The sequence below is a fragment of the Sphingomonas sp. BK069 genome (assembly GCF_014193405.1).
GTDB lineage: Bacteria > Pseudomonadota > Alphaproteobacteria > Sphingomonadales > Sphingomonadaceae > Sphingomonas.
Genome location: NZ_JACHZH010000016.1, coordinates 1 through 17,702, shown reverse-complemented (window position 1 = coordinate 17,702; position 17,702 = coordinate 1). Strand labels below are relative to the sequence as shown.

General features: G+C 65.7%; 14 protein-coding genes. 10 read left to right on the top strand and 4 right to left on the bottom strand.

Annotation, left to right across the window (positions count from 1 at the left end):
* Nucleotides 1–439 precede the first annotated feature (439 nt).
* Nucleotides 440–2,914, top strand: a complete 2,475-nt coding sequence (locus FHY02_RS21780) for a glycosyl hydrolase family 95 catalytic domain-containing protein (protein WP_183926305.1) — start codon at nt 440–442, stop codon at nt 2,912–2,914.
* Between the two features lie 63 nt (nt 2,915–2,977).
* Nucleotides 2,978–5,704: a TonB-dependent receptor gene (locus FHY02_RS21775; protein WP_183926303.1), complete on the top strand. Its 2,727-nt coding sequence runs from the start codon at nt 2,978–2,980 to the stop codon at nt 5,702–5,704.
* 64 nt (nt 5,705–5,768) lie between these two features.
* On the opposite strand, the gene FHY02_RS21770 is transcribed toward FHY02_RS21775, so the two are convergent.
* The 3 genes from FHY02_RS21770 to FHY02_RS21760 form a co-directional block, all read right to left on the bottom strand.
* Nucleotides 5,769–6,479 carry a DUF2161 domain-containing phosphodiesterase gene (locus FHY02_RS21770; protein ID WP_183926302.1) on the bottom strand — a complete coding sequence of 237 codons (711 nt, stop codon included), beginning with the start codon at nt 6,477–6,479 and terminating at the stop codon, nt 5,769–5,771.
* Nucleotides 6,480–7,712: 1,233 nt separating this feature from the next.
* Nucleotides 7,713–8,342, bottom strand: a complete 630-nt coding sequence (locus tag FHY02_RS21765; protein WP_183926300.1) for an SOS response-associated peptidase — start codon at nt 8,340–8,342, stop codon at nt 7,713–7,715.
* A gap of 48 nt (nt 8,343–8,390) precedes the next feature.
* Entirely contained in the window at nt 8,391–8,660 is a 270-nt protein-coding gene (locus tag FHY02_RS21760) for an HU family DNA-binding protein (RefSeq protein ID WP_183926298.1), read from the bottom strand.
* A 39-nt stretch (nt 8,661–8,699) separates the two neighbouring features.
* Here FHY02_RS21760 and FHY02_RS21755 point away from each other — a divergent pair, with 39 nt between their 5' ends.
* From FHY02_RS21755 to FHY02_RS21745, 3 genes are read left to right on the top strand one after another with little or no spacing between them, the layout of a single operon-like run.
* Nucleotides 8,700–8,876, top strand: a complete 177-nt coding sequence (locus tag FHY02_RS21755; RefSeq protein ID WP_183926295.1) for a hypothetical protein — start codon at nt 8,700–8,702, stop codon at nt 8,874–8,876.
* Between the two features lie 53 nt (nt 8,877–8,929).
* Nucleotides 8,930–9,892 (top strand): GGDEF domain-containing protein, encoded by a 963-nt coding sequence (locus FHY02_RS21750; RefSeq protein WP_260173073.1) that lies wholly within the window; start codon nt 8,930–8,932, stop codon nt 9,890–9,892.
* A 52-nt stretch (nt 9,893–9,944) separates the two neighbouring features.
* Entirely contained in the window at nt 9,945–10,364 is a 420-nt protein-coding gene (locus FHY02_RS21745; protein ID WP_183926291.1) for a hypothetical protein, read from the top strand.
* Nucleotides 10,365–10,420: 56 nt separating this feature from the next.
* On the opposite strand, the gene FHY02_RS21740 is transcribed toward FHY02_RS21745, so the two are convergent.
* Nucleotides 10,421–10,867 carry a hypothetical protein gene (locus tag FHY02_RS21740; protein WP_183926289.1) on the bottom strand — a complete coding sequence of 149 codons (447 nt, stop codon included), beginning with the start codon at nt 10,865–10,867 and terminating at the stop codon, nt 10,421–10,423.
* A gap of 249 nt (nt 10,868–11,116) precedes the next feature.
* On the opposite strand from FHY02_RS21740, the gene FHY02_RS21735 reads away from it, so the two are divergent.
* The 5 genes from FHY02_RS21735 (at nt 11,117) to FHY02_RS21715 (ending at nt 17,597) form a co-directional block, all read left to right on the top strand.
* Entirely contained in the window at nt 11,117–11,797 is a 681-nt protein-coding gene (locus FHY02_RS21735) for an ImuA family protein (protein WP_260173072.1), read from the top strand.
* Nucleotides 11,798–11,897: 100 nt separating this feature from the next.
* The gene (locus FHY02_RS21730) at nt 11,898–13,496 is read left to right on the top strand and encodes a DNA polymerase Y family protein (RefSeq protein WP_260173071.1); all 1,599 of its coding nucleotides are present in this window, start codon (nt 11,898–11,900) and stop codon (nt 13,494–13,496) included.
* On the top strand, nt 13,493–16,756 hold the full coding sequence (locus tag FHY02_RS21725; RefSeq protein ID WP_183926285.1) for an error-prone DNA polymerase: 3,264 nt from the start codon (nt 13,493–13,495) through the stop codon (nt 16,754–16,756). Before FHY02_RS21730 ends, FHY02_RS21725 begins: the two co-directional genes overlap by 4 nt.
* Before the next feature lie 3 nt (nt 16,757–16,759).
* The gene (locus tag FHY02_RS21720; RefSeq protein WP_183926283.1) at nt 16,760–17,047 is read left to right on the top strand and encodes a hypothetical protein; all 288 of its coding nucleotides are present in this window, start codon (nt 16,760–16,762) and stop codon (nt 17,045–17,047) included.
* A 358-nt stretch (nt 17,048–17,405) separates the two neighbouring features.
* Entirely contained in the window at nt 17,406–17,597 is a 192-nt protein-coding gene (locus tag FHY02_RS21715) for a hypothetical protein (protein ID WP_183926281.1), read from the top strand.
* Nucleotides 17,598–17,702 lie beyond the last annotated feature (105 nt).

The following is a 17,702-nucleotide window of genomic DNA, read 5'->3' as shown; positions in this document are numbered from 1 at the left end:
CGCGTCGGTCGAGACCGCTGCCGAGTTGAACGAACGACCGCTTTCAGGAGAAGGCAAAAGACCGGCTGGTGACCGACTTTGGGTCCCCGCTCCAAAGCCGCCGTCGACCATCGCGTTCCGCCAAGATGGTTCAACTGGCGCTCTAGGCGCAGGCGGGAGTGGTCCTCCAGCAGCGAGGCCAATCTTTACTCCAGAGGCAGCGGACCGCCCGCGCGAGGGATAGAGCACGCGTCAAAGCTATAGCCGCAGCGGAAGATGGCGCCGGGCAGGGCGTAACGCCCGCACGTACAAGGCTCTGGGGAGAACCAGATTGATGGAGCAGGAACTTTCATTCGTGAGAATCTCCATCGCGGGTGAAAAATAGCTTTCCCTTTGAGCAATCATGAGCCACCATCGTGAACCGGAATAGCCTCGAAGAAGGCGTTCGATCGGAGGGGCGATGTCACTCGGCCAAACGCGACGTGAAGTGCTCACCGGCGGTACACTCGCCGCCGCGGCTGTTGGCTGGGCGTCGCTGCCGGCTCGCGCTCAGCATTCTCTTAGTGACTCGCACCGACTCTGGCTGGATGCGCCGGCGACGCGGTGGGTCGACGGCTTTCCGCTCGGAAATGGTCGACTGGGGGCGATGGTGCGCGGTGGCACCGATCGCGAGGTCGTATCGCTGAACGAGGACACCTTATGGTCAGGCGCGCCTGGCCACGACACCAACGCTACCGCTCGCGAAGCGCTGGTTAAAACCCGGCAGGCGGCGATGAGCGGCGATTATCATCTGGCCGACGAGCATGCCAAGCGCATGCAGGGTCCCTATTCCAGTAGCTATGCACCCCTTGGCGATCTGGTGATCGCCATGTTGGGATCTGGTGAAGTCAGCGAATACGCGCGCATGCTGGACCTCGATCGGGCGATGGCGGAGGTCAGCTATCGGCGGGGCGGGGTGCGGCATCGGCGCGAGATGTTCGTCTCGCACCCGGCGCAGATGATCTTGGTGCGGCTGCTCGCCGACGGCGGTTTGATCGACGCGGACATTTCCCTAACCACGCTGCTTCATGGGTCGGCACAAGCTAGCGGTAGCCGCCTTACACTGCGCGGGAAGGCACCGGCCTACGCCGCACCGAATTATCAGCAGGTAGCCGATCCGATCCGCTACGACGATACGCCCGGCGAGGGCATGATGTATGTCGCGACTGCCGATGTCGCCGCGGATGGCGGCAGCGTCGTTGCGTCGAGCGAGGCCATCGTGGTGCGCGGCGCGACGTGCGTCGAGATCCGCATCACGGCGGCAACCGGGTTCCGCCGCTTCGATCAGGCACCCGATCTGCCAGCCGCGGCAATCGAGGCGAACGCGGTTTCTTCGCTGGACGCCGCCCGTGCAACGCCGTTCGATACCCTGCTGGCCGGCCATGTCGCGGATCACCAGACGCTCTATCGCCGAGTCGAGCTGACGCTCTCGGGGCGCGAGGGAACAGTCGCGGCTCGACGTGCGGAAAACGCGCGCGCCACTGATCCAGGGCTCGCTGCGCTGCTCTTCCATTTCGGACGCTACCTTCTCATTGCGACTTCCAGGCCCGGAACGCAGCCGGCCAACCTCCAGGGCATATGGAACGCCGAGCTGCGCCCACCCTGGAGCAGCAATCATACCACGAACATCAACACGCAGATGAACTACTGGCCGGCCGAGGTGGCCAACCTCGCCGACTGCCATACGGCGTTGATCGACTGGATCGAGCGCGTGGCGATCCGGGGGCGCGCGGTGGCCGCCAGCTATTACGCGATGCCGGGCTGGTGCCTGCACCACAACAGCGATCTCTGGGCGATGGCGAACCCGGTCGGCGAGGGTGATGCCACACCGGTCTGGGCGAATTGGCCGATGGCTGGTCCGTGGCTGATGCAGCATGTCTGGCAGCACTATGCCTTCGGTGGAGATGTAACGTTCCTTCGCGAGCGCGCGTGGCCATTGATGCGCAGCTGCGCGGAGTTCTGCGAAGCCTGGCTGGTCGCCGATCCGGCGAACGGCCGTTTGACGACAGCGCCGTCGATCTCTCCCGAGAACGAGTTCCTCGCACCTGACGGCAGGAAGGCCTCGATCAGTGCAGGCTGCACAATGGACCTTGCACTGATCCGAGAGCTGTTCACCAACTGCGTCGCCACGGCGGAGCTGCTGAGGACGGATCACGCGTTCGCGGCCAGGCTGCGCGAACTGAGCGGGCGGCTCGAGCTCTATCGGACGGGGCGGCACGGCGAGCTGCTGGAATGGTCACGCGAGTTCGCCGAGAGCGAGCTGGGACACCGGCACATCTCCCACCTCTACCCGCTCTATCCAGGGGACGAGTTCAGCCCCCGTCGAACGCCCGAATGGGCGCGGGCCGCGGCTGCCTCCATGCGACGTCGGGAGGAAAACGGCGGAGCACAGACTGGCTGGAGCCGTGCATGGGCGACCTGCATCTGGGCACGCATGGGCGACGCCGCCCGAAGTCAGGGTTCGGTCGACGCCTTCTTCAAGTCCAGCACGCTCGACAACCTTTTCGACACGCATCCATCGGACAAGGGCCCGATTTTCCAGATTGACGGCAACTTCGGGATCACCGCCGCCATCGCCGAGATGCTCGTCCAGAGTCATGACGGCGCGATAGCTCTGCTCCCCGCTCTGCCGCCCGCGTGGCGAGATGGCAGCGTGCGTGGTCTGCGCGCTCGCGGCGGCGTCACGGTCGATCAGCGCTGGAGCTCGGGAGCGCTGGTGTATGCCGCGCTGACCTTCGCGAGGGACGCCGAGACGCTGCTGCGCCTTCCCACCGGTCGGCGTGTCCGTGCCGCGTCGCGCGATGGCGCTGCCGTGCCGCTGCGTGCCGAGGACGCAACTTTACGCCTGGCTGCACGGGCCGGAGACCGCATCATCCTCACCGTCGGAGGCGCCTGAGCCCAGACCACTGCATCGCCGACCCGTCGTCAGCGTCGGGCGGCAACCACCGGGAGAGAGAACATGATTAAAGGTCTTCTGGCCAGCGCGGCGTCGCTGTTGGCCGTATCGATCGCGTCTTCCGCCGCTGCGCAGACCGTTCCCGCCGCCAGTCCCACGGCACGGGACGGTGCTGTCGAGCCGGGCGCGGACGGCGAGGAGGTCGTCGTCACGGGCATCCGGCGCAGCCTTGCGGACGCGACCGCGCTCAAGCGCGACAACGTCGGCATCGTCGACGCGATTTCCTCAGAGGACATTGGGCGCTTCCCAGACCAGAACCTCGCGGAATCGCTACAGCGCGTCACCGGCGTGCAGATCACGCGCAACAAGGGCGAAGGGTCCCGTGTAGCGCTCCGCGGGCTCGGCCCGAACTTCACCCAGACGCAGTACAACGGCCGGCAGATCGCGACGCCGGGTGGCGGACGCAGCTTCTCCTTCACCTCCCTCTCGTCCGACTTCGTCAGCGCCGTCGAGGTGATCAAGTCGCCGAGCGCCGAGCAGGTCGAGGGCGGTCTGGCCGGCCTCGTCAACGTCCGAGTCGCACGCCCACTAGACGCAGGCCGTGACGTCGTGGCGATCACCGCGGAGGGCATCTACGAGGAAAATCCCAATCGCGTGACGCCGCACGCGTCGTTGTTCGTGAACAAGGTTGTGACCGACCGCTTCGGCGCAAGCTTCGGTGTCAACTATGAGAAGCGCCGCGTGCTCTCGGCGGGCTATCTCGGCTACGGCGCAGAGAACGGGGTGGAGAGCCGCCGCAACCCGCCGCTCGATTACAACCTGGATGGCGATCTCGCCGACCAGTACCGCTTCATCCACACCACGAACCTGGTCGCACAGGACGGAAAGTTCGAGCGCGTGACGATGATCGGTGGCCTCCAGTTCAAGCCGACGGAAACGCTGAATTTTTACGCCGACGGCTTCTTCTCGGACTTCAAGGACTACTCGATCTACAACGAACATCAGGTCCGCTTTACCAACATCCAGGGAGCTAATGCAGGTGTCGTCGGAAGCACCGTAGCGGACGGCTACCTGACCGCTCTGGATGCCAACGGCGTTGACCACCGTGCGGACACACGACCGATCGACACGCACGACCAACTGTTCAGCGGCGCTATCGGCGGGATCTGGACCCTCGACGAGCTCAAGGTCTCTACCGAATTTACCTTCTCCAAGGCTCGACGTACCGAGACCAACTACGGCTTCGCCATCAACTCGCGCGCCCGGGTCGGCTACGACACCGGCGGTGACCTGGGGCGTGAACCCGCGGTCACCTTCGATCGCGGCTACGATCCGCTGGATCCGTCAACCTACAACCTCCTCGCAGTCGGCGGCACGTACCGCGCCCCCAGCATCGATCGCAACTATGATGGCCGCCTCGACGTCGCGCGCGACGTCGCTCTTGCCGATTCGACGCTCGTGCTAAAGGCCGGAGGCATGTTCGCGAACCGTCGCAGCGAATTCAGCTCGCGGACCTTCAACCTGACGTCTCAGCAGTTCGCGACCGCGCTGGGGCAGGCCTACAATCCAACGGTCGAGGGCGGCAGCACGTCGGCCGCGCCGATCCTGTCACAGGTCGACTACTCCAAGTTTGTCCAGCCGTCACTCGGCGTTTACCTCGCGCCGAACCTAGGCGCCTTCTTCGACCGCCTACCGCTGTCGCAGCTGCTCTCGATCGCGCCGCCCCAGACCCAGCTCGCGAACGACTTCCAGGTCACCGAACGGTCCTACGCCGCCTACGGTCAGGTCGACATACGGGCGCTGGGGAACCGCTTCAACGGCAACGTAGGTCTCCGTTACGTCCGCACGGACCAGACGTCAGACGGGAATGCTGCCGACCTATCGACCCTGCTCGTACGTCGGGGAGGGATCATCACGGTGGTCCAGGGCACCACACCGGTGTCGATCGACAACAGCTATGCCGAATGGCTGCCCAGCGCCAATTTCTCCTACGATCTCACGTCGCATCTGAAGGTGCGCGGCGCGGTCGCGCGCACGCTGACGCGGCCTGACATCGGGCTGCTCTCCCCGACACTGAGCGTGGACGCCAACACGAGCACGATCAGCGCGCGCAATCCCAACCTGCGGCCGTACGTGTCGAACCAGGTCGACCTCTCGCTGGAATACTATTTCGCCGGGTCGGGCCTGTTGTCCGCCGCGCTTTTTTATAAGGACGTGAAGAACTTCATCGTTAACACGGCCACCTCGGTGACGCAGACGGTTCAGCTGGAGGAGGGCGGAAGCAGGGAGCAGGTTTTCCTCCTTCGCCAGCCTCGCAACGGCGCAGGCAGCAAGATCAAGGGCTTCGAGCTCGGCGCGCAGGTGCCCTTCACCTTTCTTCCTGGCGCGCTCGACGGCTTGGGGGTGCTCGGCAACTTCACCTATCTCGATCTTGGCGACGTCGTCGTTACGCAAGGAGAGCCGGCGATCCCAATCTCCGGCGCATCAACCCGCAGCTACAACATCGCGGGCTATTACGAGAAGGCTGGCTTCGGCATCCGAGCTTCCTACAACTACCGGAACGGATTCGTGAATGATCCGATCAGCACGTTCGGTGATGGCGACTATCAGCGATCATATGGGCAGCTCGACATCTCAGCAAGCTACGATATAAACCGCATGATTACGCTGAATGCAGATATCACGAACGCCACGAACGCTAAAATCTACAATGACAATGAAGTTGGCCTGCTCCGAGGTGTTGTTGACAACGGTCGACGCGTAACCGCCGGTGTGCGTGTTCGTCTCTGAGGAGAAATGAGTGGCGCTCGGCGAGGCGTCGATGGGCATCAGAGGCGCGACATGTCCGCGACGATCACGCCGTCGCCGTCGATCCGTCGGCGGTAAGTGCGATCATCGCTCTTCCGCTGTCAGACAAACGATAGTGACCCGGTCTCACCCGCTCGAACCAGCCGTAGACGTTGCGCGACAGAATGGTGCCAGCGTCCTCCGCCAAGTGGCGCAGGTCACGCGGCCGCGCGCCGTCGTCCCGCATCGCGGCCGCGCATGCTAGCGCTCGTTGGCGATAGGCTGTCATGATCGGCTCGCGGGATGAACCGCCGAGGTTCGGATCACCCCGCCGCGTGGTGTGTTCTTTCACAAGCCGGCGACGCAGCGGTAAGTTAGGGCGGGGGCGATAAGGCACGGGCTCGCAGAGGATCGTGACAAGGCCGAGACGCAGGTCAACCGCGAGCAGCCCAACACCCAGAAGGCGGCACAGGCGTGTGACCCGCTGGTCCTGGTCGCGCCCGCGACGCGAGGCGGCAACCGCGAGATAGACAATATCGGCCCCGCGCATCCGGTCCACTGCCTGTAGCACCAGTTCGAGCGTGAACGAGAGCTTGAGCTCCGCGACCACGATGAGCGGCGGCTCGCCGGCGCGTAGCCCGACGGCGTCGCAGCCACAGACCTCTCCCTTTACCGCAAAGCCTTGTGCCTCGAGGAACGCCTTGACCGGTGCGTACAGTGCGGTCTCGCGCCAGTCGGTGGCATGGGGTCCAGTGACTGCCGCGTCCGACCCGCTCATCCCGCGTCGCGCACCGCAATCACGATATCGTGCTCGATTGGGGTCGAAGGCGCGCCTTCGTCGGTCATAAGAAAGGCCGAGCCCGGCGCCGCGCGAAAGCGGGCTAATCCTGAAGCGAGCGAACAAAGCGGAACATGCACCGGCGCCGATTAGCGGGTCTGACATGCCCGCACCATCGCGAAATCACCGCGGTGAGACAGCGGTGCGTTCTCTGACGCCCAGCAATCAGGTTCCGGTTAGCTAGCGGATCGCTGGCTCGCCGCTCGGAGCCACTCAGCCGACCACTCACGTCGACATACGACCTACGGCAATCAACATGAACGAGTGGCAGGGATTGGGAAGCGATCCAGGCCTGCTTGATGACCGCAAATGGGTCCTCGGCACGAGAGGGCGGGGGGCGTCTCCGTGTGTCAGCTCAGCGAACGGCGACGGGCAAAATGCCGCCGGAGCTAGCGAGCACGGCCCGCGTTAGGCTACTTTAATTTTAGGTTCCTTATCTGCATCGCAATAAGCTGGTTCGTCTCGATTAGACGCACGTAGCGTCCGTTTGAAATAGCAATATGACTGCTATCCGCAGCTACTACAGCTGCAACAATCTGCTCCGACCTTTTACCATCGAAACGCACGAGCAGTCTCGTGCACCCGGCAACCTTCCCTGCAGAGCGGACGCACTCTTGTATCCTTCGTAGATGGTGTTGAGCATCAGAGATGCCGCTTCGCCGACCTAGGTCCATCAACTTCAACCAGCCTAGAAGCAGTGTTAAGAAAAGCATCATGGCAATTATCGCCGCAAAGGGGGAGAACACGATGCCGAGATCTGACACGTGATCAAACATAGCGGATCTAGCCCTCGTCAGGCGCGATCGGAGGCGCACTATCTTGGTGTTTTTGCTGGTAAGCAGGGACCAAGAGCAAGCGCCTGCGATAACCGTTGCGCCGACGCTATAGGCTAGGATTTCTACAAGCCGCGGTAGTACGTTGGCCAGAAGTAGATTGAAGCCCGAGAAGATACGGTCGGATGTAGAAGACGCAAACCCAGCGTTAGTCAGTCCGTACTCGTCCAATCTGGCGCTTTCGTAGGAAGCGCCAGTGAAGTAGAGGTATGGGGCTAATATAAATCCGAGAAAGGCTGGCAACCGTGTTATAGGTGCTTTGATAATGGCACCGGGGCTCATTCTGACCACTTCAATCTCGCTTCTTCAACCTGCGATAGCCATTGGGGCGGCCGAAAACCTAATCTCCTGAAACGCGCATGAGCTGGGACGGATAATAGGCAACGAGATCCTGCAGCTCGTCCCATGGATCCGATAGCCACCGCTCGTAATCGCCGTCGTGGAGGAGGACTGGCATCGCCTTGGGATGGATGGGAGCCACAATCGCATTCGGCTCTGTGGTCAGGAAGCCATAGGCGTTGCCGCGCTCTGTAGGGCGCCAGATGCCGGCGAACGCGAAGATTGGCCGGCTCGGCACATCGAACCAGTGCAGCGGCTTTCTCCCGTCCTCACCAGGAGCGACCCCGTATTCGGAGAATGACGTCACGGGCACGAGGCAACGCCGCGCCGGCGTGGTCAGCATCGATCGCCAGAAGCTCGAGCTGAGATTGCGCACGTTGGTCACGTACTTGGTCAGCTTCACCGCTGGATCGCGCTTGCTGGGCACCTGGGTTGGTACGCCCCACTCCATGCGCTCGAGCCGGCGATCTTCGCCGTCCTTCACGATCACCGCGCCATAGAAGGGCGTCTTCTTTCCCGTCGGGAAGATGTCGCCAACCGGGAAGGTCTCATCGGGCTCATAGGGCGGACGGATGCCGAAGGTCGCCATGACCTCGGCCTGCTTGGCTGTGAGCCTATATCTATTGCACATCCGCGCCTCCCGTCGGCGCCGGCGAGCGAACCCGCCGGCGCATGTGCCTCAGAGCTTGTCCTTCAGGCCCTTGGCAGCCGTGAAGGCGACCTTCTTCGACGCGGCGATCGTCATGCTCTCACCCGTTGACGGGTTGCGGCCCTCGCGCTCCGGCCGATCCTTCACGGTGAACTTGCCGAAGCCGTTGATGGAAACCTCTTCGCCCTTCGCGGCCGCGGCCGCGATCTGGTCGAATACCGCGGTGATCGTCTTCTTCGCGTCCGTCTCGCTCGTACCCGTCGCAGCTGCGACGCCCTTGGCCAGCTCACCAACGTTCATGCTATTCGTACTCCCTTTGAAAGCGTGGGGACCTTACCGATGGCGAGCGACGACACAACGCTTGTGCTGGATGAGGCGGGAGCCAGCGCGGTCAAGCTGATGCTGTCGAAGCTCGACGATCACGACGTCGCGGCCGTTTTCGAGATGGTCGGTGGCGAGGATCCGATCGGTGACCTGGCCGCGGAGGCGATGAAGGATCGCAACATAGATCTGTAGTCGCTAGCTTACCCGCACAGGAAGGGGAGGGATCGGGCATCACGACGGAGGTGATGGTGGTAGATCGACGTAAGCGGCCGCAGGGCGTGCCAGACGTTCTCGTCTTCCTCGATCGGCATCGTCTCGCCCACACCCCTGACCATTACGCCTTTGCCCACGAGTACCTGAACGGCGACAATGAGCAGCTACGAGAGCGGGTGGACGGCGCGATCGACGGCGGTGTCCGGCTCACCGAGGAGCAGGTTCAAGAGCTTCGCCCAGCGGTACGGGCGGAGCTTGCCCCCGAGCTGGATCACATCACCATGCGCGTGATCGACATCGTCGGGGATGCGATGGCGGTCACGACCGATCTCAGCCGTGAGCTGGTTACTGCGTCAGCAGCGCTGCTTGACGAGCCCGGCGCCAGCGCCGGGCCGCTGCTCGCCACGATGCTGCGCCGCGCGGAGAGCGCCGAGGCGAGTTTCGCTGAAGCTGCAGCCCGCGCGCGGCAGATCCGAGCGGAGCTGTCCGCGCTTCAGTTGGCGGGGCAGCACGATCCCCTCACAGGCTTGACGAACAGGACTGCATTCGAAGCACGGCTGGCAGGCGATCTAAGAAGCCCAACCTGTGTCGCGCTTGTCGACGTCGATGGGCTGCGTCAGGTCAACGACGGTCATTCGCCGGGGGTGGGGGACCGGCTGCTTAAGGTCGTGGCACGTGCGCTCGCCGATCATGCTCGCAGCCATCTCGTCAGCCGGTGGGATGGTGGCACGTTTGCGCTTCTCATCGAAGGCATGGACCTGCGCGCCGCAGGAGAGATGGTCACAGCCGCATGCGAGGCGATTGGCGCGCGCGAAATGAAAGTGCGCGAGAGCGACGCGCCCCTTGGCCGGATCTCGCTATTTGCCGGCGTCGTAGCCAGCCGCGGCCGCGAAGTGGAAGCGCTGCTTAAGGCGGCGTGGCGGCAGCTCCGAAGCGCAAAGCGGAACGGCGGCAATCAGGTGAGCGTGGAAGGCGCTGTCACGGTCGTGCGATGACGATGAATGGTTGCAGGCGGCATCGCCCTTCGGGCCCTGACGAGTGTAGCTCGTGACGGTGCTACTGGCGCTCCTGATTGCAGCAGCAGCCTCCCCATCCGACCGGACGGTCTTTGCGTGCCGCATGGGCGACCGGACTGCCGCAGTCGTCAGGATCGGGTCGAACTTGGTATATCGCTCCGTACGGCGGGGACGGGTCGAGTTGGAGGTCTATCATGGACGCTACGCCCAGGAGGGGTTCTCAGGCGGAGGTGAACTGCAGGCTGCCTTCCGAAACGGCCCATGGACCTACGTCGTCTACGAACGCACCGTCAAAACAGGCTTCCACGGCACGAACGATCCGAGCTTCGAGGCGGGCGTCGATGTGCTGCGAGGAGGCCGCGTTGTCTCCCGCGGACGCTGTGCCGATCGCCACGCGCAATTCACTGAGCAATTAACCGGCGCCGTGGAGGAGCCGTTCATAGAGCACTAACAGAACGCTCCTGGCGAATGCATGATCGCCAGTCCTCGACAGCCGTCAACGAGCAATCATCGTCCGACCTGGCGCTCCCTTGTGATCCTCGGATCCTCATACAGGTCGCGCAGCGCGCGTCGACGAAAGGCGTTCCACCAGCGTTGCCAGCGATGCTCAGCGGCATCGTAAATCATGTGGCACCGCTGACATAGCGCCTTGAGATTGGCGGGTGCGCTGTTGCTGGGATCATGATCGAGATGCGCGCAGGCCAGGACGACGTAAGTCACCCGTACGCTGGCGAGCGTGAAGCCGCCCTTCACAGCAATCCGCTTACCACGGTCCGAACGCCAGCACGCCGCCTGCGCATCCCACCAGCGGCCGTCACCGAGATGCGCGACACGCTGAAGGTGCGGCCGGCCACACTGTTCGCAGCGCCTGCCGGCGCGCTCGAACCGGATCCTGCCTGACAGCTGCTGCCAGTCGATCGGGTACAGCCAGCGGTTTTCGGCGCGGATCGGCATCTGGATTCTATGAGTCACGTCGCTGCCGCTGGAAAGCGCTTTTTACCCGCTTTGTTGGTGCTTCGTTGCGGTGCCGTTCCACATGAATCGATAAACCGAGCCGATCGGAGCTTGACCAGCAGCTCTCATTTACGGAACATAAAGGGAACGAGTAGAGTCTAGTCCCTTATGTCCGCCGCCCTTGATTCCTTCGCACCCAGCATAGCGCATCTTCGGACGATCGCTACGCCTGCCGCTGACTATCGCGTCATGCCGTTTGGCTTGGAAGCGCTGGACAGTCGGCTCGGGGCAGGGGGTTTGCGCGCCGGCGCGCTGCACGAGGCGACTGCGCGGAGCGCCGCGCTGGTCGACGATGCCGCCACCACGCTCTTCCTCGCCGGTATTGCCGCGCGTGAGGCGGTAGGCGCAGGGGGGCCGGTGCTGTGGGCTAGCTGCCGTGCCGACCTCTACGCTCCCGCGCTCGAGCAGGCCGGCTTGCCATCGGCGAACGTGATCTACGCCCAGCCGTGGGACGACGCGGCGCTGTTGGCGGTCGTCGAGGATGCGGTGCGGGACGGCACGCCGGCTGCAATCGTGGCAGAGGCGAGCAAGGTCTCGATGGTGGCGACACGCCGCCTCCAGCTCGTCGCGGCCGACGCCGACATGCCGGTGCTGCTGCTGCGCCGCGCGCGGGGTCTCAACCAGGACGTGTTCGCCGAGCCCTCCGCCGCGTGGACGCGATGGCGGATCGGTGCCGCGCCGTCCGAGCGGTTGGGTGTCGCGGGTGTGGGAAGAGCGAGATGGGCGGTGGAGTGCGTCCGACAGCGTGGGGGTGAAGGCTTCTCCCTGATTGTGGAGGGCAGCGATGAGACGGGTCGTCTCGCTGTTCCTGCCGAGCTTGGCCGTGGAGCGGCTGAGACGGCTGGAACGGTCCGCTCCGCGGCAGCCTGAAAGGCCTGTCCTCGAGCTGCCGGTAGACGACGACACCGGCGCCTGTTTGGTGCCGCGGGGCGGGGGATGGCGGCCAGGCGCCCGCTGGGCGCGGGAAGGCATGCCGTCACGCGGCGACGTCGAGGCACAGATCGCGACGCTGCCGACCCATGCACAGCCGCCCATGCGCGAGCTCGGCCGGCGCTCGGAGGCTGCCAGCCACCCCTACAAGGCGGCAACGCCCGCGCCGCGCATCAGCGTGCCCTCCGCCAAGCCGCTCGAGCACGCTCCGCTAGCGCTGATCGACAAGGTGGGCCGACGCGAGGAGGTGGTTGCCGCTTGTGACGGTGCGCGCGCGCTCGGTGTGCATCCAGGCATGGCGGCAACCCACGCGCGCGCGCTCGTGTCCGATCTCGACTTCCGCCCGGCCGAACCGCAGGCCGACGCCGCGCTGCTCGACCGGCTCGCGCTTTTGGCCGTGCGCCGCTGGTCGCCGATCGCCGCAGTCTCCCCAAGCGATGGTCTCTGGATTGATCTCGCCGGCTGCGAGCACCTGCATGGCGGCGAGGAGCGCTTCTGCCGGCGGTTGCTCGCCTTCTGCAGGCGGGCAGGCTTCACGGCGCGTGTGGCGGTCGCGGACACGCCCGGCGCCGCGCACGCGCTCGCGCGCCACGGTCGCGGCGACCTCATCCGCGCCGAGCCGGGTGCGACTGCCAGCGCGCTGGCGCCGCTGCCGATCGTGGCGCTGCGCCTCGTTCCCAATGCGCTCAGTGCCGCGCGCCGCTTCGGCTTCGAGACGATCGCGGATCTGCTGCCGGTCGCGCGCGGGCCGCTCGCGCGCCGGCTCGGCCTGCCGGCGATCACGCGGCTCGACCAGGCGCTCGGCGCAGTCGCGGAGCCGATCACGCCGCGCGAGGATGCCGAGGTGCCGCTCGTCGAGCGCCGGCTGCTCGAGCCCATCGGCACAGCCGAGGCGATAGAGCAGGTCATGGGCGACCTGCTGCGCGATCTCGCCGGCGTGCTGCAGGAGCGCGGTCTCGGTGCGCGCGCCCTCCGGCTCACCGGCCTGCGCGTCGAGGGGACCGAACAGGTGGTCGCCGTTGGCACGTCGCGGCCGACGCGCGAGGTGCCGCACCTGCTGCGGCTGCTGAAGCTCAAGATCGAGCGGATCGATCCCGGCATGGGGCTCGAGCAGTTCTGGCTCGTGGCGCCGCACACCGAGCCGCTCGATGCGATTGACCTCGGCGCGGTGCTCGCCGGCGAGACGCTAGTGCGCGACCCCGCGCGCCTCGTCGACGTGATCGCCGGCAGGATCGGGCCGCGCGCCGTCTTCCGCGTGGCGCCAGTCGAGAGCCATGTGCCGGAGCGAGCCGTCGCCCGCTTCGACCCGAACGAAACGCCCGGACCCTGGCCAAAGTGGCCGCGGCCGATCCGGCTGTTTGCACGGCCGGAGCCGCTCGCCCGCGTCATGGCGCTGATGCCCGACCAGCCGCCGCGGCGCTTCGAGTGGCGCGGCAAGACCTACAAGATCGTCGCCGGCGACGGTCCCGAGCGCGTCCATGGCGAGTGGTGGCGCCGTGAGGCCGAGGTGTGGGCGGTACGCGACTATTACCGCGTCGAGGACGAAGAGGGCGGCCGCTACTGGGTGTTCCGCCGCGGCGACGGCTTCGAGGAGGACACCGGCGACCTCAGCTGGTGGATGCACGGGGTCTTCGGATGACCCACTATGTCGAGCTGCAGGTGCTCACGCATTTCTCGCTGCTGCGCGGTGCGTCCAGCCCTGAGGAGCTGTTCGCGGCCGCAGCCCTGCTCGGCTATCCCGCGATCGGCGTCAGCGACATCGGCACGGTCGGAGGCGTCGTGCGCGCATGGGAGGCGCATAAGGCGACCGGCGTGCGCTCGATCGCGGGCACGCGCGTGGATCTGTCGTGCGGGCGTCGCCTGCTGCTCTACCCGACCGATCGTCCCGCCTGGTCGCGGATCACGCGGCTGCTCACTGTCGGCAAGAAGCGGGCAGGGAAGGGTGCGTGCCTGCTCCACTGGCACGACCTCGAGCCATGGTCCGACGGCGTCATCGCCATCCTGCTGCCGCATGAGGCGGACGAGGAGAACCTGGCGGCGCTGCAGGACCTGAAGGCGGTCTACGGGCGCCGTAGCTACATGGCGCTCTACCAGCGGCGCCGGCCGGGTGACGCCGTCCGCATCGACGCGCTTGCACGGCAGGCGGGCGGCGCTGGCGTGCGCGCCGTGGTCACCGGCGACGTCCTCTACCACGCGCCCGAGGCACGCCTGCTGCAGGATGTCGTCACTGCGGTGCGTGAGAAATGCACCGTCGACGAGCTTGGCTACCGCCGCGAGGTGAACGCCGATCGCGCGCTGAAATCGCCTGATGAGATGGTCCGACGCTTTCGCGCCTACCCCGATGCACTGCAGGCCAGCGTTGATATCGCCAGGCTCTGCACCTTCGACCTCGGCGAGTTGGCCTACCAGTATCCGCACGAGCGCCTGATCGAGGGGCTGACGGCGCAGGAGGCGTTGCAGAAGCTGGCGACCGAGGCGGTCGAGCGGATGTTCGACGGCAACGTGCCGGAAGCCTACACCACGCAGATCGCCCATGAGATGCGCCTGATCGGCGAGCTCGGCTACGCGCCCTACTTTCTCACCGTCTACGCCATCGTGCGCGAGGCGCGCCGGCGCGGGATCCTCTGCCAGGGCCGCGGCTCGGCCGCCAACAGCTGCGTGTGCTTCGTGCTCGGCGTGACCTCGATCGACCCGATCAAGCACGAGCTGCTGTTCGAGCGCTTCGTATCAGGCGAGCGCCGCGAGCCCCCCGACATCGACGTCGACTTTGAGCATGAGCGCCGCGAGGAGATCATTCAGTGGATCTATGAAACCTATGGTCGCAACCACTCCGCGCTGACGGCGGTCGTGACCCGCTACCGCGCGCGCGGGGCCGTGCGCGACGTGGGCAAGGCGCTCGGCCTGCCAGAGGATCTGACCTCCTCGCTCGCCGGCCTCGTGTGGGGCTGGTCGGCCGAGGGTGTCGGCGAGAAGCAGGTCGACGAGCTCAACCTCGACATCGCCGATCGCCGGCTGCGGCTGACGCTCGACCTCGCGCGCAAGCTCATCGGGGTGCCGCGTCACATGTCGCAGCACCCGGGCGGTTTCGTGCTGACGCATGACCGCCTCGACGACCTGGTGCCCATCGAGCCCGCGGCCATGGAAGACCGCCAGATCATCGAGTGGGATAAGGACGACATCGACGCACTCAAGTTCATGAAGGTCGACGTTCTCGGATTGGGGATGCTCGGCTGCATGAACCGCGCCTTCAACCTGCTCGAGCAGGACAAGGGCATCCGCGTCGGGCTGGCCGACCTGCAGGACGACGATCCAGACGTCTACGCCATGATCCAGAAGGCCGACACGCTCGGCACCTTCCAGATCGAGAGCCGCGCGCAGATGAGCATGCTGCCGCGCATGAAGCCGCGGCGCTTCTACGATCTCGTTATCCAGGTCGCGATCGTGCGGCCGGGCCCGATCCAGGGCGACATGGTCCACCCTTACCTGCGCCGGCGCGAAGGACTCGAGCGGCCCGAGTACCCGCGCCCCGAGCTGCGCGCGGTGCTCGAGAAGACGCTCGGCGTGCCCCTGTTCCAGGAGCAGGCCATGAAGGTCGCGATCGTCGGCGCCGGCTTCACGCCGGCCGAGGCGGACCAGCTGCGCCGCGCCATGGCGACCTTCAAGTTCACAGGCGGGGTCAGCCACTTCAGTGAAAAGCTGGTCGAGGGCATGGTCGTGCGCGGCTATCCGCGCGAGTTCGCCGAGCGCACCTTCCGCCAGCTCGAGGGCTTCGGCTCCTACGGCTTTCCCGAGAGCCACGCCGCCAGCTTCGCCAAGATCTCCTACGCGAGCAGCTGGATGAAGCACCACCATCCCGACGTCTTCTGCGCCGCGCTCATGAATGCGCAGCCGATGGGCTTCTACGCGCCCGCGCAGATTGTCCGCGACGCGCGCGAGCACGGCGTTGAGGTGCGACCGCCCTGCGTTAACGCGAGCCGGTGGGACTGCACGCTCGAGCCGACGCGCGGGCGCTACCTGGCCGTGCGGCTCGGCCTAAGACAGATCCGAGGGCTGTCGAACGCAGACGGCGCCAAGATCGTCTCCGCGCGCAGCACCACGCCCTACGAGAGCGTCGAAGATGTATGGCGCCGCTCCGGCGCGCAGCGCGCCGCGATCGAGGGGCTCGCGGACGGCGATGCCTTCCACAGCTTCGGCGCCGATCGCCGGCAGGGCCTCTGGAAGGTGAGGGGGCTCGGCGAGGCACCGCTGCCGCTGTTCGCTGCAGCCGACCGCGCGGCCGAGACGCAGAGCGCCGAGGGGATCGAGCCCGAGGTGCAGCTGCGTTCGCTTACCGACGGCCGTGAGGTGATCGAGGATTACCGCAACCTGCAGCTGTCGCTACGCGCGCATCCGCTGTCGTTCGTGCGCGACGAGCTGACGCGCCGCGGCGTGACGCGCTGTGCGGATCTCGCCAGCGTGCGCGATGGCCGCCACGTCGAGGTCGCCGGCATCGTTCTCGTCCGCCAGAAGCCCGGCTCGGCCAAGGGCGTGCTGTTCATCACGATCGAGGACGAAACCGGAATCGCCAACGGCATCCTCTGGCCCGACCGTTTCGAAGCGCAGCGTCGCACCGTGATGTCGGCTTCCATGGTCGGCCTGAAGGGGCGAGTGCAGAAGGAGGGCGAGGTCATCCACGTCATCTGCGACCGCATCGTCGACCACGGCGACCTGCTCCACCGCGTGGGTGACATGTCCTTCCCACATCGTACCGGCCGCGGCGATGCCGCCCAGCACCCCGGCTCCCCAGACCGCGGCGACAAGGAGTGGAGCCCCGAGCCGCGCAACTGCTACTGGCCGCCGCATGCCGAGGGCATGGATCCTGAGGATGTCGTGCGCTTCAAGTCGCACGACTTCCACTGATCCGTGGCGACGCTGCCTCGGCACCAGCGCGTCGTGATCGCGTTGTCGGTGCACATCCTGCGTGCCGGCGTGGCGAAATGCTCGGAGACGAAGGTCGACGGGATCGAGGTGCGCCTCGCGCTGCGATGCCTGCTGCCGCACTGCCCTGAGCGCTGGCCGCTGGAGCTCTACTGGGACGCGGCCTCACAGGCCAATGAGATCGGGCGCGCCCAGGGCGTGACCGCGGCCTTCAACGGGATCGTGAGGCAGCTGCGGAAAGCCGGACGGTACGAGGACGTTTCGCCGCTGTGAGCAGCCGGCCGACGAATGACACCTCCTATCGAACGCTTGGCGAGTGGGCGGCTGATCGCGCCGACATGCGGATCGTCTGCGCGTGCGGCCGCACCATCAACTTTCCAGCGGAGAGGATTCTCGAGCGCTTCAAGGGTGACGGTGAGGTCGCTGCCAAGATGATCCGGTTACGCTGTCGAGGCTGCGGTCGGCGGGGTCATGCCTCGCTATCGGCGGTCCCAGCACTGCGCCGTTAGTTGGCCTCGATCGCGCGCACGTTGTCTGTAGACCGGGTGCGAGAAGATGCCTCCGCTCTGGTCCGATCCCATTGCAATGACAGCACAATTCGGCTTGCTGGCGCTTCGTGGGAGCCTAGCCAATGGACACCTTCAAAGAGATCGAGGAGACGCAGGCGGCGCTCGATCAGGCCTACGCCAAGCTCGTTGCCATGCGTCAGAGCCACGATGTCGAGAACCTGGGTGAGGTTCACGGCCGCGCCGAGGAGGCTCTCGCCGGCGCGCGGGCCCTAGTGCAGATGCTTGAAGAGCTGGCCGGCAAGAAGAAGGCCTAGTGTCGCATCCCTAGGGTCAGGACCCATTGATGTGAGCGTCGCGATCTGATTCAGGCTCTGCAAGGAGACCCGGATGAGCGACCTGTTTTGGCTGACGGACGATCA